This is a genomic window from Streptomyces sp. NPDC002324, assembly GCF_053593335.1.
The window spans coordinates 14350-37026 of sequence record NZ_JBSFCF010000047.1; the positions used below are offsets into that span (position 1 = coordinate 14350).

Here is a 22677-nt window from a genome sequence, read left to right on the forward strand (position 1 = left end):
TCGTCCGGGTATCTGGGTTACGAGTGCGGCGGGTGGGTGAAGCGTGACACCACGGACGCGTACATGTCAGGAGGGCTAGGTGATGTTGGCCGAAAATCAACAGTCTGGAAATATTGCGGCCATGTAAAACCGCTCCGACCACGGCAAAGGCACGGCCAAGGCGCGGCAAAGCGGCCCTCGGAGAACGGCAAAGAAGGCGCCGCCCCCGGGGAGTTGGAACCCGTGGGGCGGCGCCCTCTCACGTCAGGCTCACAGCGGGCCCCCGTATACGAAGGGCAGTGCCGTGTCCTACGGGAACGTCAGCTTCCAGCTGTTGATGTAGCCGGTGTCCCGGGCCGCGTTGTCCTGGACCCGCAACTGCCACACACCGTTGGCGACTTCGGACGACGCGTTCACGGTGTAGGTGGTGTTGATGTTGTCCGTGCTGCCGCCGGTGCCGTACGCCTTCAGCGTGTAGGCCGTGCCGTCGGGGGCGACCAGCTGGACCTGGAGGTCACCGATGTAGGTGTGGACGATGTCCACGGCGACCGCGAGGTTCGAGGGCGCGTTGCCGGTCCGGCCGGAGACGGTGATCGGCGAGGTGACCGCCGCGCCGTTGTCCGGAATCGATACGTCGGTCGTGCTCTCGAACGACGTACCGCCGCCCCCGCCACCGCCGGGACGCGAGCCCACGTTGATGCCGGCCCACGCGTTCTGCACCGCCGTGTACTCGGCGGACGTGGTGCCGTACAGCTCGCCGGCGACCGCGAGCGTGCCGGTGCGGGCCGCCGCGTAGTTGGTCGTCGACGTGAACTTCGTGGTCAGCGCCTTGAACCAGATCTGCTCCGCCTTGGCGCGGCCGATGCCCGTCACGGGGAGACCGTCCGAGGTGGGCGAGTCGTAGTTGACGCCGTTGATGGTCTTGGCGCCGCTGCCCTCGGAGAGGAGGTAGAAGAAGTGGTTCGCGGGGCCCGACGAGTAGTGCACGTCGATCGAGCCGATGCCCGAGTACCAGGCGTCCTTGGACGAGCCGTCCTTGCTCGGCTTGTCCATGTAACGCAACGGCGTGCCGTTGCCGTTGATGTTGATCTCCTCGCCGATGAGGTAGTCACCGACGTCGGAGGAGTTCGCCGCGTAGAACTCCACCGTGGAGCCGAAGATGTCCGAGGTGGCCTCGTTCAGACCGCCGGACTCGCCGGAGTAGTTCAGCCCGGCCGTGTTGGACGTGAGGCCGTGGGTCATCTCGTGCGCGGCCACGTCGATCGACGTCAGCGGGTTGGCGTTGCCCGAGCCGTCGCCGTACGTCATGCAGAAGCAGGCGTCCTGCCAGAACGCGTTGACGTAGTTGTTGCCGTAGTGCACACGCGAGTAGGCGCCGACGCCGTCACCGCGGATGCCGCTGCGGCCGTGCACGTTCTTGTAGTAGTCCCAGGTCAGTGCCGCGCCGTAGTGGGCGTCGGCGCCGGCCGACTCCAGGTTCGACGGAGCGCCGTTGCCCCAGACGTCGTCGGGGCCGGAGAACAGGGTCCCGGTGCCGGAGGTGCCGCGGTTGAGGTTGTACGTCTTGTGGCCGCCGCGCGCGCCGTCGGTGAGGTTGAACGTCGAACCCGACTGCGTGGTGCCGAGGGTGACCGAGCCGCTGTACACCGTGTTGCCGGTGCCGGTCTCGACCGCCTCCCACTCGTACAGCTTCGCGCCGCTGGTGGCGTCGGTGACGACGTGCAGCTCCTGCGGGGTGCCGTCGTGCTGGAAGCCGCCGACGACCGTCTCGTAGGCGAGGACGGGCTTGCCGCTCGCGGCCCAGACGACCTTGCGGGGCGCGCGGTTGACCTCGGGGCTCTTGGCCTTCTCCGCCTTCGCGGCACCGAGTGCCTGCTTCTCGGCCCTGGCCTTGGTCACGGTGGGCGTCAGCGACGACACCGCGATCTTCGCCTTGGTGGCCTTGACGATGCCCTGGGTGGCGCCCGCCTTCGAGGTCTTGACCACGAGGTCGCCGCCGAGGACCGGGAGGCCGCCGTACGTCCGCTCGTACCGCGTGTGCACGGTGCCGTCGCGGTCCTTGACCACGTCACGGACGACGAGCTTCTCCTTGGCGCCGAGGTTCAGCTTCTCGGCCGTGGCCGCCTTCGTCGCGTTGGCCTCGCGTATCAGCTCGGCCCGCTGGGCGGGGGTGAGCTTCATGGAGAGCGCGCCCGGGTTGGCCTTGCCCGCCGCCGACGGTGCCTTCTCCGGGGCGGCGGAGGCGGCGCCCGACTGGACGGCCGCGGCCAGCAGAGCGGTGACGGCGACGAGCGCGCCGGCGGCCGCGCGCCGACGGGCGCTGTGGCCGAAAGTGTTACCGGTGTGGGAGGTGCGTCTGTGGGACTGGCGTCTCAACACTGACTCCTTCTGCATGGCCGCGGCCGGCGCGGCCAGGGGAGACCGGGCGGCTGGTGGCCGCCCGGGCAGAACAAGGTGAGAACTGGTGAACGCTTAAACCACATGCGTGGGGGGTGCCGCGCGGCACGGCGGACCTGCTTGTGAGGTTGCTGTGTCGCGGTTGTGGGCAGAGTGGCAGGAGACCGAGGGTCCTGTCAGGAGCGCGTCAAGAAGTTGGCCGGAAATCGTCCGTTGCCCGGTTGGTCATGTTCGCTATACGAACTGTTCGCCATGCGTCATCCGAGACGCTCCAGCGCCTCGGTGGCCGTGAACTCTTTCAGCCGCTCGGCGAGGGGCGCGTGTGCGTCGCAGAACCAGACCGCGTTCTCCGGGTGCCCGACCCAGCCCTCGTCGTACGCGGGGGCGGCCCGGGTCGCGCGGAAGTACACCAGGGTGAACTGCGCGAACGGAGCGGTGCCGTGCGGGTCGGGAGGGCAGACGGCACACATCGGCGGCATCACGGGACGGGAACTCCAAGTCGTCATAGGGGTGTTCGGCATTCTCGTACGGGTCCCGCGGCCTGTCAGGACTCCCCCTCCCCGTGCCAGCGCCGCCACAGCGCCGCGTACGCGCCCTTCGCCGCCACCAGCTCCTCGTGCGTGCCGAGTTCGGTGAGCCGACCGTTCTCCATGACGGCCACGCGGTCCGCGTCGTGGGCGGTGTGGAGACGGTGGGCGATGGCGATGACGGTGCGGCCGTGCAGGACGGCGGCGAGCGCGCGTTCGGTGTGGCGGGCCGCGGTGGGGTCCAGGAGGGCGGTGGCCTCGTCGAGGATGAGCGTGTGGGGGTCGGCGAGGACCACGCGGGCGAGCGCCAGCTGCTGCGCCTGGGGGCCGTCCGTACGACGGCCGCCCTCGCCGAGGCGGGTACCGAGGCCGTCGGGGAGCGCGCGCACCCAGACGTCCGCTCCCACGGCCGACAGCGCGGCCCACAACTGCGCGTCCGTGGCTGCCGGTTCGGCGATCAGGAGGTTGTCGCGGACCGTGCCCAGGAAGACATGGTGCTCCTGGGTGACCAGGACGACCTGGCGGCGCAGGCGTTCGGGACCGAGGTCCACGACGGGCACCCCGCCGACCGTCACCGTGCCCTTGGTCGGCGCGTCGATGCCCGCCAGCAGGCGGCTCAGGGTCGTCTTGCCGGCGCCGGACGGGCCGACCACCGCGAGCCGTTCGCCGGGGCGGACCGTCAGGTCGACGCCCCGCAGCACCTCACCGCCCCGGTCGTAGGCGTAGCGCACGCCCGTCACGTCGATGCGGTCGTCCGCCGGTTCCGGGGTGTCCGCGCGAGCGGCGCGCGGGGCACCGGCCAGCCCCTCCACCCGGGCGAACGAGGCCCCGCTGCTCTGCAGCAGCTCCACCCGCATCAGGATCTCGTCGAGCGGACCGCTCAGCTGCTGCAGGTACAGGGCCGCCGACACCACGGCGCCCAGACTGACCGAACCCCGCGCGAGCAGCACCCCGCCGAGGAGAAGGACGAGCACCTGCGGCACGAAGTACGAGACCTCCACACCGGGGAAGAAGACCGTGCGCAGAAACAGCGTGTGGAACCGGCGCCGCCGGGACACCTCCAGCGCGTCCCGGCTCGCGGTGATCCGGCGGCGCTCCAGCCGCAGCGCCTCGACCGTACGGGCCCCGGACGCGGTCGACGCGACGATCTCCGCGACCTCGGACTGGGCCGCGCCCTCCGCGAGATACCCCGTGCGCGCCCGGCGCAGATACCAGCGCAGCACCACCGCGATCCCGCCCAGCCCGGACAACGCGCACAGTCCGAGCAGCGGATCCAGCGCGAACACCGCGCCGATCAGGAACAACGCCTGCACCGAGCTGATCAGCAGCTCGGGCCCCACGTCCCGCAACGTCCTGCCGACCGCGTCCACGTCCGCCGTGCCGCGCGCCGTCAGATCACCGGTCCCCGCCCGCTCCACGACCGACGCCGGCAGCGCCAGCGTCCGGTCCACGAACTCCTCGCGCACCCGCGCCAGCGTCCGTTCCCCGAACCGGTGCCCCACGTACCGGGCCCAGCGGGCCAGCAGCAACTGCAGGCCCGCGCACAGCAGGATCGCCGCCGCCAGCCGGTCCACCGCCGCGACACCGCCCCCGCCGCGCACCTCGTCGATGATCCGGCCCACCAGCCACGGCCCGGCCAGCCCCAGCGCGGCCGCCGCCCCGTTCAGCCCCAGCACGGCGAGGAACGCCCGACCGTCCGCCCGCACCAGCCGTACGGTGGCCCGCCGCACGGCGGCCCGGTCGGCGATCGGCAGCCGGCCCGAGGTGGGGGACGCTGTTTCCGTGGTCACCGTACGACCTCCTCGACAGCGCTCTCGTCGGCGTCCCCTTCTTCTCCCGCGTCCCGCGCCACCAGCGCCCGGTATCCCGGCTCGCCCGCGAGGAGTTCGCGGTGGGTGCCGCGGGCGGCGACCTTGCCGTCGACCAGGTGCAGGACGGTGTCCGCGTGGTCGAGGACGAGGGGCGAGGTGGTGGTGACCAGGGTCGTACGGCCCGCACGGGCGCCCCGCAGCCGCTGGGCGACCCGCGCCTCGGTGTGGGCGTCGAGCGCCGACGTCGGCTCGACGGCCAGCAGGATCTCGGGATCGGCCACCAACGCCCGCGCCAGCCGCACCCGCTGGCGCTGACCGCCGGAGAGGTTGCGGCCCCGCGCGTCGACCGCGGCGTCCAGACCGTCCGCCAGACCCTGCACGATGTCCTCGGCCACGGCCGCGCGCAGCGCCCGCGCCGCCGTCGCGTCGTCGAGGTCGCCGTGCCCGCCGAGCAGCTCGCGCAGCCGGCCCGCGAACAGGTCCGCCTCGTGGTCGGCCACCAGGATCCGCGCGCGGACCTGCGCCAGCGGGATCGCGTCGAGCGGCGTGCCGCCCCAGGTCACCGCCGTTGGCCCGTACCGGCCGAGCCGGTCCACCACGGCCGCCGCGTCGGCCGGGCGGTCGGCGGCCAGCGCGACGAGCCGCCCCGGCGGCACCCGTACCCCCGACACGGGGTCGTGCAGCGCCGAGGGCTCGGCGGGCGCGTCCGTGGTGCCGTGGTCCGGCAGCGGCTCCAGGGCCAGGAACCGGATGACGCGCCGCGCGGCCACCACCCCGCGGCTCACCTCGTACCCCCAGGAGACGAAGTACGACACCGGCCGCACCAGCACGGTCACATACCCGTAGACCGCCACCAACTCGCCGACCGTGATGGCTCCCTGGGCGGCGAGCCGGGCCGCGAGCCAGGTCACCACCGCGAGGAAGACGGTCGGCAGCCCCACCCCGAGCGCCTGCATCCAGCTGGTCACCGCGCCCACCCGGTAGCCCTGCGCCCGCAGCCGCTGCGAGTCCCGGTGGAACGCGTCGGCGACCAGCCCCTTGCCGCCGAGCCCGCCCAGGACGCGCAGCCCGCCCGCGAGGTCCGCGATCCGCGCGGTCAGCACGCCCTGCCGCTCCCGGTACTCCGTCTCGGTGCCCTGCAGCCGCCGCATCATCGGGCCCACGATCACGGCGATCAGCGGCATCCCCAGCAGCACCACCCCGGCGATCGGCAGGGAGACCGACACCAGCAGCCCCGCGACCACCAGATACGCGGCGAAGGCACCGGCCCCCGGCCCGATGACCGTCAGCGAGGAGGAGATCGTCTGGACGTCTCCCACGCCGATCGTCACGACCTCCCCGGCGCCGACCCGGCGCGGCAGCGCCGCACCCAGCCGGACCGCGTGCGCCATCACGACCTTCACCGTGCGGAAGTGGGCGTCCATCCGGACCCGGGTCATCGTGCGGTGGCGCATGATGCTCAGCCAGGCGTTGAAGGCGCCCACGCCGAACAGCGCGGCCGTCCAGCCCGCCAGGGCCGCATGATCACCGGGCTCCAGCCCCTCGTCGATCGCGCGGGAGAGCAGATACGGCGTGGCCGCGAGCAGCACCATCCACACGCAGGAGATGAGCGAGCCGAGTGCGGACCGGCCGGCCTGCTGCCGGACCAGCCACCACAGATACCGGGCGCCGCTTCGGCAGTCGGGCGTGCCGGGGTCCTCGTACGCGTTGATCATCGGCCCCCGATTCCGTGTGTGGGTCTGCTGGCTGGGTGAGCTGTCCCGGCTCCGCTACGCGAGGCTGTCGCGCCACGCCCGGTGCAGGTCCGCGAACCTGCCCGTACCCGCGATCAGGTCCGCCGGGGTGCCGTCCTCCACGATCCGGCCGTGCTCCATCACCAGGACGCGGTCGGCGATCTCGACCGTGGACAGACGGTGGGCGATCACCACGGCCGTACGGCCGCGCAGGACCGTGGACATGGCCCGCTGGACCGCCCGCTCGCCCGGGACGTCGAGCGAGCTGGTCGCCTCGTCCAGGATGAGGACGGCCGGATCGGCCAGCAACGCCCGTGCGAACGCCACGAGTTGGCGCTGGCCGGCGGAGATGCGGCCACCGCGCTTGCGTACGTCGGTGTCGTAGCCGTCGGGCAGGGCGGCGATGAAGTCATGGGCGCCGATGGCCTTGGCCGCCCGCTCGATGTCCTCGCGGCCGGCGTCGGGGCGGCCGAGGGAGATGTTCTCGGCGACCGTGCCGGAGAACAGGAACGACTCCTGCGTCACCATGATCACCCCGCGCCGCAGCTCGGGCACCGAGAGGTCACGCAGGTCGACGCCGTCGAGGAGGACCCGCCCGGACGAGGGGTCGTAGAACCGGGCGACCAGCTTGGCGAGGGTCGACTTGCCGGCGCCGGTGGACCCGACCACCGCCACCGTGCTGCCCGCCGCGAGCGTGAGGTCGAAGCGGGGCAGGATCTCGCCGCCGGTGCGGTAGGCGAACCGCACGTCGTCGAACACGACCTCGCGGCCCGGCAGTTCGCGGGCCGCGGCCGGCAGCTCCTTCGGCTCGGCGGGCTCGGGCACCGACGGGGCCTGGGCCAGCAGACCGGCGATCTTCTCCAGCGAGGCCGCCGCCGACTGGTACGAGTTGAGGAACATGCCGAGCCGGTCGATCGGGTCGTACAGCCGCCGCAGATACAGCACGGCCGCCGCCAGCACACCCAGCGCCAGCGTCTGCGAGGCCACCCGGTAGGCGCCCCACAGCACGATCGCCGCGACCGTGATGTTGGCGACGACACGGGAGCAGACCACATAGCGGGCCATCTCCAGGATCGCGTCGCCGTTCCTGCGCTCGTGGATCCCGTTCAGGGCGGCGAACTCCGAGTCGTTCGCCGCCTCGCGGCGGAACGCCCGCACCGGCCGGATGCCGTTCATCGTCTCGGCGAATTTCACGATCACCGCGGCGATCGCGGTGGACCGGGCCGTGTACACGCTCGCCGCGCGCCGCCGGTACATCCGCACGAACCCGTACAGCGGCACGAACGACGCCAGCGCCGCCGCGCCCAGCCCCAGGTCCAGCCAGAGCAGCATCGCCGAGATGTAGACGAAGGCGAGGATCACGCCGATGAGTTCCTGCAGGCCCTCGTCGAGCAGTTCGCGCAGCGACTCCACGTCCGTGGTGGAGCGGGAGATGAGCCGGCCCGAGGTGTACCGCTCGTGAAAGTCGATGCTCAGGGCCTGCGCGTGGCGGAAGATCCGGCCGCGCAGATCCAGCAGTACGTCCTGGTTGACCCGCGCGGACGCCCCGATGAACGCGAACTGCAACCCGCCGGCCGCCAGCGCGCACGCCAGATACCCGGCCGCCACCGCGATCAGCGGCCCGTGCCGGCCGTCCCTGAGCGCCGGTACGGCACTGTCGATGGCGTATGCCACCAGCAGCGGGCCCGCCTGCACCGCCGCCTGCTGGAGCAGGAGCAGCACGCTCGCCATGACCACGCGCGTCCGCATCGGCGCGAGCAGGGAGCGCAGCAGGGCGAGGGTGGCGCCCGGGGGAGTGGGCAGGTCGTCGTGGTCGAACGGGTCGTCGGCGGACGCCTCGCGGGGGCCGGCGAGCCGGTCGCCGCCGGACGGCTTCCCCAGGGGCTTCTCCAGGGAGGTGGCCTTGACGGCGGTGCCCTCCGGCTCCTGCGTGCCCTCCGGCTCCTCGTTCGGCTCCTTGTCCGGCGCGGTGGTCATGGGCGCCGTCATCGCTCGTCCCCCTCGGTTCCGGACATCAGATGGGCGTACTCCGCGTTCGTGCGCAGCAGTTCCTGATGGGTGCCCACGGCGGCGACCCGGCCGCCGGAGAGCAGGGCCACGCGGTCGGCGAGCAGCACCGTCGAGGGGCGGTGCGCCACGATCAGCGCGGTCGTCTCCGCGAGTACGCGGCGCAGCGCGGCCTCCACAGCGGCCTCCGTGTGCACGTCGAGCGCCGACAGCGGGTCGTCCAGCACGAGGAAGCGAGGGCGGCCGACCACCGCCCGCGCCAGCGCGAGGCGCTGCCGCTGGCCGCCCGAGAGGCTGAGGCCCTGCTCGCCGACCTGGGTGGCGGTGCCCTGGGGGAGCGCGTGCGCGAACTCCGCCTGGGCGATGGCCAGGGCGCGGTCCAGCTCGGCCTCGCCCGCGTCCGGCGGGGCGCCCATCAGGACGTTCTCACCGACGGTCGCCGAGAAGAGGGTGGGCTCCTCGAAGGCGACGGCCACCTTCGCGCGCAGTTCCTCCCGCGGCATCCCGGTGATGTCCTCGCCGTCCAGCGTGATGCGACCGGAGGTGACCTCGTGGAGGCGCGGGACGAGCGCGGTGAGCGTGGTCTTGCCGGAGCCGGTGGCGCCGACCAGGGCCATCGACTCGCCGGGGCGGATGTGGAGGTCGACCCGGTCGAGGGTCGGGGCGGTGCCGGGCGCGGCGTCGGGATACCGGAAGGTGACGTGGTGGAACCGCAGCCCGCGGTCCAAGGACCCGGCGGACCCGCCCGCGGTGGTGTCGGGGCCGGGGGCGGCCGAGGTGAACGCCGTACCAGTGGTGGCTGCGGCGCCCGCGACGGCAGCCGTCCTGGTGGTGGCTGCGGGGCCCGCCTCGGCGGGCGTTGCCGCGACGGCAGCCGTCCCGGCACCCACAGCCGCGCCAACGACGGCAGCCGTCCCCGCGGTGACAGCGATGTCGGCCTCCGCGGAAGCCGGCATCGCGGCCTTGGCCTCGGCTTCGGTCTCGGTCTCGGCCGACGACTCCGGCTCCTCGTCCATCACCTCGAAATACCGCTCCGTCGCCGTCGCCGCCTCCTGGCTCATCGCCAGCAGGAAGCCGATCGAGTCGACGGGCCAGCGCAGCGCGAGGGCGGTCGACAGGAACGCCACCAGCGTGCCCGCCGACAGGACGCCGTCCGCGACCTGGACGACACCGAGGACGAGGGCCGCGCCGATCGCCAGCTCGGGGAGCGTGATGATGACGCCCCAGATCACCGACAGCAGGCGGGCCTTGCGCAGCTCGGTGCCGCGCAGGGTCCGGGACAGCTCCCGGAAGGCCAGGGCCTGGCTGCGATGGCGCCCGAACCCCTTGATGATGCGGATCCCGAGGACGCTCTCCTCGACGACCGTGGTCAGGTCGCCCACCTGGTCCTGGGCGAGGCGCGCGACCTTGGCGTACTTCCGCTCGAAGACCACGCAGGTGACCATCACGGGAATCGCCGGACCCAGGATGACCAGCCCGAGCGTCCAGTCCTGGACCAGCATGATGATGACGCCGACCACGATGGTCACCGCGTTGACCAGCAGGAACGTCAGCGGGAAGGCGAGGAACATCCGCAGCAGCATCAGATCCGTCGTGCCGCGCGAGAGCAGCTGCCCGGAGGCCCAGCGGTCGTGGAACGCGACCGGCAGACGCTGCAGATGACGGTAGAGATCCGCGCGCATCGACGCCTCGACCCCGGCCAGGGGCCGCGCCACCAGCCAGCGCCGCAACCCGAACAGCAGCGCCTCGGCCAGACCGAGCAGCAGCAGGTACAGGGCCCCGAGCCACACACCCGCCGGGTCCCGGTCCGCGACCGGCCCGTCGACCATCCACTTCAGCACCAGCGGGATGAACAGGCCCACGCAGGAGGCGACTATCGCGACGAGCGCGGCCACGGACAGCCGCGCCCGCACGGGCCGCACATACGGCCACAACCGCAGCAGCGTGCGTACGGCGGACCGCCCCTCGGCCTTCTCGGGCGCCCCGGCCCGCTCGGGGTCCTCGCGCTCGGTGGCCGTCTCGGGTTCCAGGGTCCGGTCGGGTTCCTCGGGGGTTGCACGTGTCGTGGCCATCAGCAGCGAGCCTACGGACCGCCACTGACAACGCCCACCGAGTTTTGGCCGGACCGCCCTCGGCCGTGAGTCCTACGACCCCTCGCCGCCACGGACGCGTACGGGGAGACCGGCGAGGTCGTACCGGCACATCGACCGATCGGCTGATGCCCGTTCGAGCGGGATGGCCGATGCGCGCACCCGCGCGCGGCCGGGATTCTCGACACATGCCACACACGTCGTCCACATCCGTCATCGAGGTCACCGGCCTGACCAAGGCCTACGGCGGCCGCAACGTCGTCGACGGTGTCTCCTTCAGCGTCGCGGAGGGCGAGATCTTCGGGATCCTCGGCCCCAACGGCGCCGGCAAGACCACCACCGTCGAATGCGTCGAGGGCCTCCGGGTGCCCGACGCGGGCCGGGTCCGGATCGCCGGCCTCGACCCCGTCGCCGAGCACGAGGCCACCCGCCGGGTGCTCGGCGCGCAGCTCCAGGAGAGCGAGCTGCAGGCCAAGCTCACCGTCCGTGAGGCGCTGGAGCTGTACGCCTCCTTCTACCCCGACCCGGCCAACTGGCGGCCCCTGGCCGAACGCCTCGGCCTGACCGCCCGGCTCACCACCCGGTTCGCCAAGCTCTCCGGCGGGCAGAAACAGCGGCTGTTCATCGCGCTCGCACTCATCGGCAACCCCCGGATCGTCGTCCTGGACGAGCTGACCACCGGCCTGGACCCGCGCGCCCGCCGGGACACCTGGGAGCTGATCGAGGACATCCGCGCGGGCGGGATGACGGTCCTCCTCGTCACCCACTTCATGGAGGAGGCGCAGCGGCTGTGCGACCGGATCGCGGTGATCGACCAGGGGCGGATCGCCGCCCTGGACACCCCGGCCGGTCTCGTCCGGCGCTCGGCGGGCGCCACGGTCATCAGCTTCACGCCCTCCGCCCCGCTGGACGACCGTGACCTGAACACGCTCCCCGGGCTCGCGGCGATCGAGCACAGGGACGGCCGGCTCACCCTCTCCGGCACCGACGAGACCGTGAACGCCGTGCTCACCCTCCTCGCCCGCACGCACATCACCGCCCACCAACTTCGCGTCGCCGACGCCACGTTGGACGACGCGTTCCTCGACCTGACGAAGACCGCCGCGAAGACCGCCGCGAAGACCGGCCCGAAGGTCGGCACGAAGCCCGGCACGCGTACCGGCGCGAAGGCCGACACGGGCGCCGGCGCCAAGGAGGCAGCCGTATGAGCACCACCCTCGTCAACACCGCCGTACTGGGGAGCGAGGCCCGCCTTATCCGCCGGGAACCCGGCAGTCTCTTCTGGATGCTGGGGTTCCCCACCCTCCTGCTGGTGATCCTCGGCTCGATCCCGTCCCTCCGCGAGGCCGACCCGGACTTCGGCGGACTGCGCCCGGTCGACGGCTACGTCCCCGTGACCGTGCTGCTCGGCCTGATCGTCGGCGGTCTGCAGGCCATGCCGCAGACCCTCACCGGCTACCGCGAACGCGGTGTGCTGCGCCGGATGTCCACGACCCCGGTCCGGCCCGCCGCCCTGCTGTCCGCCCAGATGGTCCTCTACGGGGGCGGAGCCCTGCTCTCGGCGCTGCTCGTCCTCACGGTCGGCCGTCTCGCCTTCGACGTACGGCTGCCCGAGCAGCCCTTCGGCTACGCGCTCGCCCTGCTCCTGGCCGTCCTCGCGGCCCTCGCGCTGGGCGCCGTGATCTCCGCGCTGTCCCGCACCGCAAGGATCTCGGCGGCGATCGGCTCCGCCGTGTTCTTCCCGGCGATGTTCTGCGCGGGCGTGTGGATGCCGGTGCAGACCATGCCCGACGTACTGGCCCGGTGCGTCGGCTACACCCCGTTCGGCGCCGCCGCGCAGGCCCTGAACGAGGCGGCGGCGGGCGACTGGCCCGGCTGGGACCACCTGGGCGTCCTCGCCCTGTGGACGACGCTGCTCACGTTCGCCGCCTCGCGCTGGTTCCGGTGGGAGTAGGCGCGCAGCCGTGCAGACTGGGGAGATGACCGCCGAGGACCAGCTCATCGAACGGCGATGGGACCAGTTCCACACCTGGGGGCCCTACGGGCTGCTCGGTGTCAGCACCGTCCTCGCCCTCGCCACCAGCGAGTTGATCGTCGATGCCACCGAGTGGTACGTCGCCGGGGCCCTGATCGCCGCCGCCGTCCTGCTGCAGGTGTGGTGGCATCTCACCCGCCCCCGCCGGACCGACCGCCGCTGCCGGACCCCGTCCCGGGCCGGGACGGTCTACTACGTCGTCCGCTGGGTCTTCGCCTTCGCCCTGACCTGGATCAACCCCTTCTTCGCCTTCTACGCCGCCACCGGCTACATGGACGCCGACGAGCTGATCCCGGGCAGGTGGCGCCGGCTCGGGCTGTTCGCCAGCGCGGTCACCGTGGCGGGCGCGCAGTCCAGTGGGCTGCCACCGAGGGGTGTGGCCCACTGGATCGTCTTCGCCGCCCTGCTGGCCGCCAACTCCGGCCTGCAGCTGGTGGTCGCCCATCTCACCGAACAGGAGGAACAGCGGGCCCGCGAGCGCACCGCGACCATCGCCGAACTCGAACGCACCAACACCGCCCTGCACCAGGCACTCGACGAGAACGCCGCCCTGCACGCCCAGCTCCTCGTCCAGGCACGGGAGGCCGGGGTCGCCGACGAACGCCGTCGGCTGGCCGCCGAGATCCACGACACCATCGCCCAGGGCCTTACCGGCATCATCGCCCAGCTCCAGGTCGTCGCGAACGCCCCCGACCCGGACACCGCCCGCACCCACCTCGCCCGCGCCGGCGACCTGGCCCGCCACAGCCTCGGCGAGGCCCGCCGGTCCGTGCACAACCTCGCCCCGGTCGCCCTGGAGCACGACGGCCTGCCCGAGGCCCTGAAGAAGACGGTCGCGGAGTGGGCCGAACGGACCGGTACACGCGCCGAGTTCACGGCCACCGGGCGGGTCGAGCCCCTCCACGAGGAGGTCTCGGCGACACTCCTGCGCATCGCCCAGGAAGCCCTGTCGAACACGGCCCGGCACGCCCACGCCGGCCGCGTCGGTGTCACCCTCACCTTCCTCGGCGAGGAGGTCATCCTCGACATCCGCGACGACGGCCGCGGCTTCGACCCGCTCTCCCTCCCCGCGCGCACCCGTACCGGCGGTTTCGGCCTCGACGGCATGCGGGTCCCCGCCGAACGCATCGCCGGCACCCTCACCGTCGAGTCCGAACCGGACCACGGCACGGCCCTGTCGGCTCGCGTACCGTTGGTCCGCCATGACTGAAGAGGCGTATCCGCATCCGCATCCGCATCCGCATCCGCATCCGCATCCGCATCCGCATCCGCATCCGCATCCGCATCAGCCCGTCTCCCTGCTGATCGTCGACGACCATCCCGTCGTACGGGACGGTCTGCGCGGCATGTTCGAGTCCGCGCCCGGTTTCCGCGTCCTCGGCGAGGCGGCGAACGGGGCGGAGGCGGTCGGCCTGACCGCCGCCCTGGACCCGGACGTCGTCCTGATGGACCTGCGGATGCCGGGCGGCGGGGGAGTGGACGCCATCCGGGAACTGACCCGCCGCGCCGCCCGTGCGAAGGTCCTCGTCCTCACCACCTACGACACCGACTCCGACACCCTCCCGGCCATCGAGGCGGGCGCGACGGGCTATCTCCTCAAAGACGCCCCGCGCGAGGAGCTGTTCACCGCGGTCCGCGCGGCGGCCGAGGGGCGCACCGTGCTCTCCCCGGCCGTCGCCTCCCGTCTGGTCACGGCCGTCCGCACCCCGCGCACCCCCGGCAACGAACCCCTCTCCGCCCGCGAGCGCGAAGTCCTGGCCCTGGTGGCCAGGGGCACCGCCAACCGTGAGATCGCCCGTGAACTCTTCATCAGCGAGGCGACGGTCAAGACCCATCTCACCCATCTCTACGCCAAGCTGGGGGCCAAGGACCGGGCCGCCGCGGTGGCCACCGCCTACGAACGGGGCATCCTCGGCTGACGCGGGGCACCGGACCGCTCACCCCAGCACCCGCAGCAGCAGCACACACCGCGCCGGGACGACCACCTCCGCCCCCGCCTCGTGCACCACCCCCACCGGCTCCCCCTGCTCCTCCCGCGAGGTGTCGACCACCACCTCGTACCGAGCCGCCCACGGCGTCCCCGGCAGGACGAAGTCCACCGGGGAGTCACCGGCGTGCAGGACGGCGAGGAAGCTGTCGTCGAGGATCGGGGCCCCCCGGGCGTCGCGGCCGGGGATGTCACGGCCGGAGAGGTACATACCGAGGGTCGCGGCCGGCGCGTACCAGTCCCGTTCGGTCATCTCCGTGCCGCGGGCCGTGAACCACGCCAGGTCCCGCAGCCCGTCCGCCGAGTGGGCGCGGCCGGAGAAGAACGCCCGCCGGCGCAGCACCGGATGCGCGTGCCGCAACGCGATCAGCCGGGCCGTCAGCTCGAAGAGGCCCTTCCAGGCCGGGTCCTCCAACAGACCCCAGTCGACCCAGCTGATCTCGTTGTCCTGGCAGTAGGCGTTGTTGTTGCCCCCCTGCGTGCGGCCCAGTTCGTCACCGGCGACCAGCATCGGCACGCCCGTGGACAGCAGCAGCGTCGTCAGCAGGTTGCGCAACTGCCGTCGCCTGAGCGCCCGTACGCCCTCGTCGTCCGTCTCGCCCTCGGTGCCGCAGTTCCAGGACCGGTTGTCGTCCGAGCCGTCCCGGTTCCCCTCCCCGTTCGCCTCGTTGTGCTTGCGCTCGTACGACACCAGGTCGCGCAGCGTGAAACCGTCGTGCGCGGTGATGAAGTTGACCGAGGCGTAGGGCCGGCGACCGCCCCACGCGTACAGGTCGCTCGACCCCGACAGGCGGTAGCCGAGATCCCGTACGTCCGGCAGCGCGCCCCGCCAGAAGTCCCGTACCGCGCCCCGGTAGCGGTCGTTCCACTCCGTCCACAGGGGCGGGAAGGCGCCGACCTGGTAGCCGCCCGAGCCCACGTCCCACGGCTCGGCGATCAGCTTCACCCGCCGCAGGACCGGGTCCTGGGCGATGACGGCGAGGAACGGGGAGAGCATGTCGACGTCGTGCATGGAGCGGGCGAGGGCCGCCGCCAGATCGAAACGGAAGCCGTCCACCCCCATCTCCGTCACCCAGTACCGCAGCGAGTCGGTGATCAGACGCAGGACGTGCGGCTGGACCACGTGCAGCGTGTTCCCGCAGCCCGTGTAGTCGGCGTAGCGCCGCGCGTCGCTCTGCAGGCGGTAGTAGCCCCGGTTGTCGATGCCGCGCAGCGACAGGCTCGGGCCGCGCTCGTCGGCCTCGGCCGTGTGGTTGTAGACCACGTCGAGGACGACCTCGATGCCGGCGGCGTGCAGGGCCCGCACCATCCGCCGGAACTCCCCGACCTGCTGCCCGGCCGTGCCCGACGAGGCGTACGCCGCGTGCGGGGCGAAGTAGCCCACCGAGTTGTAGCCCCAGTAGTTGCGCATGCCCCGGCGCAGCAGATGGTCCTCGTGGGCGAACTGGTGCACGGGCAGCAGCTCCACCGCCGTCACCCCCAGCTTCACCAGGTGCTCGATGGCGGCGGGGTGCGCGAGACCCGCGTACGTGCCGCGCAGCTCCTCGGGGATGTCCGGGTGGGTCATGGTGAAGCCGCGTACGTGCAGCTCGTAGATGACGGAGTCCGCCCACGGGGTCTTCGGACGGCGGTCGTCGACCCACTCGTCGTCGGGGGCGTCGTCGTGGACGACGACACCCTTCGGGACGTGCGGCGCCGAGTCCCGCTCGTCGCGCACGGTGTCGGCGACATGCTGCTCGGGCCAGTCCCGGACGTGCGCGTACACCTCCGGCGGCAGACCGAACTCGCCGTCCACCGCACGCGCGTACGGGTCGAGGAGGAGCTTCGCCGGATTCCAGCGGGCGCCGGTCCACGGGTCCCAGCGGCCGTGCACGCGGTAGCCGTACCGCTGTCCGGGCAGGACACCGGGCACGAAGCCGTGCCAGATCTCGTGGGTCAGCTCCGTCAGCCGCAGCCGGGTCTCCTCGCCCGCCGCGGAGAACAGACACAGCTCGACGGCCTCCGCCCCGCCTGCCCACAACGCGAAGTTGGTGCCCGCGACCCCGTCGGGGCCCACCCGGAACCGCGCGCCGAGCGGCGTCGACGCCCCCGGCCACACGGGCCTCGTCCCGGGCGAGGGCTCCTCGCGCCGACCTCCGTTCAGCACCACGGCCGGACGCGCGGCCGGCACGGCGCGCGTCCCCCGTACGTCCTCCCGCACTTCCTCCTGCTCGGCTGCGCTCGACACCTCAGGCCTCCCGCGGCTCGGTGGGCGACGGGAAGGGGAGCCGGCTGTCCCCGCACCGCTCCCCATCACGTCGTCCTCCCAAGTGTTCTGCCCAGAGCACGCCTCGCACTCACGTTTCCCGGGGGCGTGCGCCGTCGTTGGGCCGCACGTGAACCACGCACAGACGCACGCGCGCCGCGCCGCGGCCGCCCTGGCCGCCGCGCTCACCTGGGCGGCCCTGCTGGCCGGGGCCGCCGGATGCACCACCGGAACGCCGCTGACCAGCGGAAAGGCACCCGACGACACGATCCGGGTCACTCCGGAGGACGGCAGCAAGGGCGTGCGCCCGGAGCAACGCTTCGAAGTACGGGTGCCCAGCGGGCGCCTGGAGTCCGTCAAGGTGGTGAAGTCGCAGGACGCGCAGGAGTCACCCGTGCCGGGCCGTATGTCCGCCGACGGACTGACCTGGCGCCCCACCGGCTCACCGAGGCTCGCGCTGGCCGCCCGGTACACCGTCGACGCGGTCGCCCTCGACGGCCACGGCCGCCGCTCGGCCCGGCACGTCACCTTCACGACGTACGTCCCCGACGAGCGCTTCATCGCCTACGTCACTCCCGAGAACCGGGCCACCGTCGGCACCGGCATGATCGTCTCCCTGGAGTTCAACCGGGAGATCGAGGACCGCGCGGCCGTCGAACGCGCCGTCGACGTGACCGCCGAACCGCCCGTCGAGGTCCGCCCGCACTGGTTCGGCGCCGGGCGCCTCGACTTCCGTCCCGAGACGTACTGGAAGCCCGGCACCCGCGTCACCGTCGGCCTGCGGCTGCGGGACGTCGAGGGCGCGCCCGGCGTCTACGGCCAGCAGCACAGGACGTTCTCCTTCACCGTCGGCCGGCATCAGGTGAGCGTGGTCGACGCGGCGCGGCACACCATGCGCGTGGAACGCGGCGACGGCGTGCTCGCCACCCTCCCCATCACCGCCGGGGCGCCGAGGACGACGACGTACAACGGGAAGATGGTCGTCACCGAGATGCTGGAGGTGACCCGGATGAACGGCGCCACCGTCGGCTTCCGCAAGGCCGACGGCAAGGGCGAGTACGACATCCCGGACGTCCCGCACGCCATGCGCCTCACCACCTCGGGCACCTTCCTGCACGGCAACTACTGGGCGCCGGACGCCTTCGGCAGGGCCAACGTCAGCCACGGCTGTGTGGGCCTGCGCGATGTGAAGGGCGGCGATTCCGGCACGCCGGCGGGCTGGTTCTTCGACCGCAGCCTCGTCGGGGACGTCGTCGAGGTCGTCAACAGCACTGACAAAAAGGTCTCTCCGGACAATGGCCTCGGAGGATGGAACATGGGGTGGAAGGAATGGAAAGCGGGTGCCGCGGTGAAGTAGACGGACAAAGCACGGACATGGGCGGCATGGGGGTACGCGCGTGATCATTGAAGTTGGGACTGAACGGTGACATACACCGAGGCCAATTCATCCCGATCATCTGGTTAATGTACGAGCGTACGCGCGCTCTGCGCGTAGGGGTGCGGGCCTGATCAGGCCGTGCGAGGGGAGAACAGAGAGTTGAACGGGCGACCGATATCGGGGGCGTCGGTTGGCGCGCGGACGCGGCGGCGCAAGGGGGCCCTGGCGATGCTGCCGGTCCTGATGCTGCTCGCGGTCACCGCGTGCGGCGGGGGCGGGGGTTCGGACACCGGCTCCGACGGCGACAAGGGGAAGGGCTCCGACCGGACCACGTCCGACAAGGCGGCCACCAAGGCATCGGAGGCCGTGGTCTCCATCGCGCCGAAGAACGGCGCCGACTCCGTGGCCACCAGCGGCGCGCTCAAGGTGAACGCCACCAAGGGCAAGCTGTCCGAGGTCACGGTCGAGAACGACAAGGGCGACAAGATCGCCGGTGAGATATCCGGCGACGGCGCCAGCTGGACGCCGTCGACCCACCTCAACTCGGCCACCGAGTACAAGGTGCACGCCGTCGCCAAGGACTCCGAGGGGCGTGAGGCGGCCGAGGACTCGTCCTTCACCACACTGACCCCGAAGAACACCTTCGTCGGCATCTTCACCCCCGAGGACGGCTCGAAGGTCGGCGTCGGCATGCCGTTCTCGATCCGCTTCACGCGGGGCATCACGGCCCCCGAGGACGTCGAGAAGGCCATCACCATCAAGACCGAGCCGCCCGTCGACGTCGAGGGCCACTGGTTCGGCAACGACCGCCTCGACTTCCGCCCGGAGAAGTACTGGAAGGCCGGCACGAAGGTCACCGTCGACCTCAACCTCGACGGTGTCGAGGGCCGCGAGGGCGTCTACGGCGAGCAGAGCAAGAAGGTCTCCTTCACCATCGGCCGCAGCCAGGTCTCCGTGGTCGACGTCAAGAAGCTCACGATGAAGGTGAAGCGCGACGGCAAGGTCATCAAGACCATCCCGGTCACCACCGGTCAGCCGGGCATGGAGACCTGGAACGGCCAGATGGTCATCAGCGAGCGCCTGCGTGTGACCCGGATGAACGGCGAGACGGTCGGCTACGGCGGCGAGTACGACATCAAGGACGTGCCGGACGCGATGCGCCTGACCAACTCGGGCACCTTCATCCACGGCAACTACTGGGCCGGCGGCGTCTTCGGCAACAGCAACGCCAGCCACGGCTGCATCGGCCTGCGCGACACCCGCGGCGGCTACGACCGCAAGGCGCCGGGCGCCTGGTTCTTCGACCACTCCATGGTCGGTGACGTCGTGGTCGTGAAGAACTCCAACGACCGGATCGTGGACCCGGACAACGGCTACAACGGCTGGAACATGGACTGGGACAAGTGGAAGGCGTAGGCGCCCGCGCCTGAGAGCCCCGACCCCCTCCGCACGGCCCCGGTGTGATGCACGGCACCGGGGCCGTTGCCGTTAGGCGCCGTTAACCTGCCCTCATGACTGTGCATCTCGAAGTCGCCGAGGGCGTCGGCACCATCCGCCTCGACCGGCCGCCCATGAACGCCCTGGACGTCGCCACCCAGGACCGCCTCAAGGAACTCGCCGAGGAGGCCACGCGCCGCGACGACGTCCGCGCGGTGGTGATCTACGGCGGGGAGAAGGTCTTCGCGGCCGGCGCCGACATCAAGGAGATGCAGGACATGGACCACGCGGCGATGGTCGCGAGGTCCCGTGACCTGCAGGACTCCTTCAGCGCCGTGGCCCGCATCCCCAAGCCGGTCGTCGCGGCCGTCACCGGCTACGCGCTGGGCGGCGGTTGTGAGCTGGCGCTGTGCGCGGACTACCGGATCGCCGGGGAGAACGCCAAGCTCGGCCAGCCGGAGATCCTGCTCGGCGTGATCCCGGGCGCGGGCGGCACCCAGCGGCTCGCCCGGCTCATCGGTCCCTCCAAGGCCAAGGACCTCATCTTCACCGGCCGGATGGTCAAGGCGGACGAGGCCCTCACGCTCGGCCTGGTCGACCGGGTCGTCCCGGCCGACGAGGTGTACACCGCCGCGCACGAGTGGGCCGCCCGGCTGGCGAAGGGGCCGGCCATCGCGCTGCGGGCCGCCAAGGAGTCGATCGACGCGGGTCTGGAGACCGACCTGGAGACCGGACTCGCCATCGAGCGGAACTGGTTCGCGGGGCTGTTCGCCACGGAGGACCGGGAGCGCGGGATGCGGAGCTTCGTGGAGGAGGGGCCGGGCAAGGCGAAGTTCGTCTGAGCGCGGGGGCCGGGGTGGGGCGAAGGGCCGGAGGACGTGCCGGGGACGTGTCGGAATCCGGCCCCACAAGTTCCGCCGACGGGCTCGCGGTTGACGCGATGTATGGCCCGCGTCCCCCGAAGGAGCGGTCTGTCCGAGCCTTAAGGCAGCCTTAAGAGAGCCTTGCCCAAGGCTCGTGTCGTTGACCGAAGTTCAGACCGTTCACGCAGGTCGGACGGGCTCTCGTAGGCGACTTGCTGCCTCTGGCATATGTCATCCGAAAGTCCCGGAATGGTTGGTTCCGGGGGTTGTATTCCTGCGGAACGGCCCCGGAAGGGGCGCGGGGCGGCCATGATGGGGGCATGGCGGGGCTGGAGGGTATCGAACAGCCGCGGCGGCACGGGAGTGCGACCGCGGCGCGTTGGTCACCTGCGATCGAGGACGAACGGGCGCAGAAGGCACTGGAGTTGTTCGGCAACCCGACCGAGGCGGAGGTACCTCTGCCGTCCCGTCCCGAGTCCGCGGCCACGGCCCGCAGGCTCGCCCAGGTCGTCGTTCTGCGCCAGTGGCGGCTCTCGCCGAAGATGACCGAGGACGCGGTCCTGCTCGTCTCCGAACTCGTCGGCAACGCCGTACGGCACACCGGCGCCCGTGTCTTCGGGCTCCGCATGCGCCGCCGGCCGGGCTGGATCCGTATCGAGGTCCGCGATCCCTCGCGCGGACTGCCCTGTCTGATGCCGGTACAGGAGACGGACCTCAGCGGGCGGGGCCTGTTCCTGGTGGACAAGCTCTCGGACCGCTGGGGGGTCGATCTGCTGCCGCGCGGGAAGACGACGTGGTTCGAGATGCGCGTCGCCGACCGGTGACGACGCGGACGGTCACGGCGACCGACGGCACCCGCCACGCGCATCTCCGCCGATCGGGCCAATCGCCGGAATTCCCGCCGGACCTCCCTATAAAGGTCGCGTGACCACGCCCCGCACCTCCCTCATGCAGCGCAACCTCGTGCAGCGCGCCCTTCTCGCGGCCGCCGTTCTCGCCGCCGTGGCCGCGTGCGGCGCCGGGACCGGGCCCACCGAGCAGGATCAGCGGATCCGGGCCGACCGGGCCGCCGCCGAAGCCGAGGCGGCCGAGCGGAAGAAGAGACAGCGGACGGTGGTCCGGGGTCTGCGCGGCATGCCGCCCGTGCTGGACCCCAAGGACGTCTACGCCGCCGACCGCCCGAACCGGCTGTCCCCGGTGGTCAAGGACTTCCCGTCCCGGGTCTACGTCCCCAACAGCGAGTCCGACACCGTCACCGTGATCGACCCGGAGACGTACGAGATCATCGAGACGATCCCGGTGGGCCGCCAGCCCCAGCACGTGGTGCCCTCCTGGGACCTGAAGACCCTGTGGGTCAACAACAACCGGGGCCACACCCTCACCCCCATCGACCCGGCGACGGGGAAGGCGGGCGAGCCGGTCGAGGTGCACGACCCCTACAACCTGTACTTCACGCCCGACGGGAAGTACGCCGTCGTCATGGCCTCCCTCGACCGCGAACTCGTCTTCCGCGACCCGCACACCATGAAGCGGGTCAGGACCGAGCCGGTCAGCTGTTACGGCGTCAACCACGCCGACTTCTCCCTCGACGGCACGTACTTCATCGTCTCGTGCGAGTTCAGCGGCGAGCTGCTGAAGGTCGACACCGCGCGGATGAAGGTCATCGGGCAGCAGAAGTTGCCGTTCGAGGGGGCCATGCCGCAGGACGTGAAGATCTCCCCGGACGGCAGGCGCTTCTACATCGCCGACATGATGGCCCACGGCATGTGGGTCCTGGACGGCGACTCCTTCGACGAACCGAAGCTCCTGCCCACGGGCAAGGGCACCCACGGCCTGTACGTCGGCCGCGACTCCCGCGAGATGTACGTCTCCAACCGGGGCGAGGGAACGGTCTCCGTCTTCGACTTCACCGAGGACAGGCTCACCAAGAAGTGGCACCTCCCCGACGGCGGCAGCCCCGACATGGGCGGCGTCTCCGCCGACGGCAAGGTCCTGTGGCTCTCCGGCCGCTACGACTCCGAGGTGTACGCCCTCGACACCCGCACCGGGGAGCAGCTCGCCCGCATCCCCGTCGGCAGCGGCCCGCACGGCCTCGCGGTGTACCCGCAGCCCGGCCGCTACTCGCTCGGCCACACGGGCATCTTCCGGTGACGGCCCGGCATCCCCTGGCGACACCTGACAACCGGGC

At 71.8% G+C, this 22677-nt stretch carries 16 protein-coding genes; 9 read left to right on the top strand and 7 right to left on the bottom strand.

The window, feature by feature from the left end:
- Positions 1 to 288: 288 nt before the first annotated feature.
- From ACWCRJ_RS38470 to ACWCRJ_RS38495, 6 genes are all read right to left on the bottom strand, one after another.
- Complete coding sequence (locus ACWCRJ_RS38470) at positions 289 to 2373, bottom strand: M4 family metallopeptidase (protein ID WP_450943651.1); 2085 nt, start codon at positions 2371 to 2373, stop codon at positions 289 to 291.
- Between the two features lie 260 nt (positions 2374 to 2633).
- Positions 2634 to 2855, bottom strand: coding sequence for a hypothetical protein (locus ACWCRJ_RS38475; RefSeq protein ID WP_450943652.1), 222 nt, complete (start codon positions 2853 to 2855; stop codon positions 2634 to 2636).
- 65 nt (positions 2856 to 2920) lie between these two features.
- A complete protein-coding gene (locus tag ACWCRJ_RS38480) occupies positions 2921 to 4693 on the bottom strand; it encodes an ABC transporter ATP-binding protein (RefSeq protein WP_450943653.1) in 1773 nt (590 codons plus the stop codon).
- Positions 4690 to 6429, bottom strand: a complete 1740-nt coding sequence (locus ACWCRJ_RS38485; protein ID WP_450943654.1) for an ABC transporter transmembrane domain-containing protein — start codon at positions 6427 to 6429, stop codon at positions 4690 to 4692. The genes ACWCRJ_RS38480 and ACWCRJ_RS38485 overlap by 4 nt, the downstream gene beginning before the upstream one ends.
- Positions 6430 to 6483: 54 nt before the next feature.
- Positions 6484 to 8436 carry an ABC transporter ATP-binding protein gene (locus tag ACWCRJ_RS38490; RefSeq protein ID WP_450943655.1) on the bottom strand — a complete coding sequence of 651 codons (1953 nt, stop codon included), beginning with the start codon at positions 8434 to 8436 and terminating at the stop codon, positions 6484 to 6486.
- Entirely contained in the window at positions 8433 to 10526 is a 2094-nt protein-coding gene (locus ACWCRJ_RS38495; protein WP_450943656.1) for an ABC transporter ATP-binding protein, read from the bottom strand. Before ACWCRJ_RS38495 ends, ACWCRJ_RS38490 begins: the two co-directional genes overlap by 4 nt.
- Positions 10527 to 10732: 206 nt before the next feature.
- Between ACWCRJ_RS38495 and ACWCRJ_RS38500 the strand changes: the two genes are divergently transcribed.
- From ACWCRJ_RS38500 to ACWCRJ_RS38515, 4 genes are read left to right on the top strand one after another with little or no spacing between them, the layout of a single operon-like run.
- A complete protein-coding gene (locus ACWCRJ_RS38500) occupies positions 10733 to 11752 on the top strand; it encodes an ABC transporter ATP-binding protein (RefSeq protein WP_450943657.1) in 1020 nt (339 codons plus the stop codon).
- The gene (locus ACWCRJ_RS38505; protein ID WP_450943658.1) at positions 11749 to 12498 is read left to right on the top strand and encodes an ABC transporter permease; all 750 of its coding nucleotides are present in this window, start codon (positions 11749 to 11751) and stop codon (positions 12496 to 12498) included. Before ACWCRJ_RS38500 ends, ACWCRJ_RS38505 begins: the two co-directional genes overlap by 4 nt.
- Positions 12499 to 12523: 25 nt before the next feature.
- Positions 12524 to 13789 carry a sensor histidine kinase gene (locus ACWCRJ_RS38510; protein WP_450943659.1) on the top strand — a complete coding sequence of 422 codons (1266 nt, stop codon included), beginning with the start codon at positions 12524 to 12526 and terminating at the stop codon, positions 13787 to 13789.
- The gene (locus ACWCRJ_RS38515) at positions 13782 to 14498 is read left to right on the top strand and encodes a response regulator (protein ID WP_450943660.1); all 717 of its coding nucleotides are present in this window, start codon (positions 13782 to 13784) and stop codon (positions 14496 to 14498) included. The genes ACWCRJ_RS38510 and ACWCRJ_RS38515 overlap by 8 nt, the downstream gene beginning before the upstream one ends.
- Before the next feature lie 18 nt (positions 14499 to 14516).
- Here ACWCRJ_RS38515 and glgX read toward each other — a convergent pair whose 3' ends face one another.
- Positions 14517 to 16793: a glycogen debranching protein GlgX gene (glgX, locus tag ACWCRJ_RS38520; protein ID WP_450943661.1), complete on the bottom strand. Its 2277-nt coding sequence runs from the start codon at positions 16791 to 16793 to the stop codon at positions 14517 to 14519.
- Positions 16794 to 16941: 148 nt separating this feature from the next.
- On the opposite strand from glgX, the gene ACWCRJ_RS38525 reads away from it, so the two are divergent.
- From ACWCRJ_RS38525 to ACWCRJ_RS38545, 5 genes are all read left to right on the top strand, one after another.
- Complete coding sequence (locus ACWCRJ_RS38525) at positions 16942 to 18168, top strand: Ig-like domain-containing protein (RefSeq protein WP_450943662.1); 1227 nt, start codon at positions 16942 to 16944, stop codon at positions 18166 to 18168.
- 180 nt (positions 18169 to 18348) lie between these two features.
- Positions 18349 to 19605: a L,D-transpeptidase gene (locus tag ACWCRJ_RS38530; protein WP_450943663.1), complete on the top strand. Its 1257-nt coding sequence runs from the start codon at positions 18349 to 18351 to the stop codon at positions 19603 to 19605.
- 95 nt (positions 19606 to 19700) lie between these two features.
- Positions 19701 to 20468, top strand: a complete 768-nt coding sequence (locus ACWCRJ_RS38535; protein WP_050398013.1) for an enoyl-CoA hydratase/isomerase family protein — start codon at positions 19701 to 19703, stop codon at positions 20466 to 20468.
- Positions 20469 to 20809: 341 nt separating this feature from the next.
- Positions 20810 to 21313, top strand: a complete 504-nt coding sequence (locus ACWCRJ_RS38540) for an ATP-binding protein (protein WP_050398014.1) — start codon at positions 20810 to 20812, stop codon at positions 21311 to 21313.
- Positions 21314 to 21437: 124 nt separating this feature from the next.
- Entirely contained in the window at positions 21438 to 22640 is a 1203-nt protein-coding gene (locus ACWCRJ_RS38545) for a YVTN family beta-propeller repeat protein (protein ID WP_450943683.1), read from the top strand.
- The last annotated feature ends 37 nt before the right edge of the window (positions 22641 to 22677 follow it).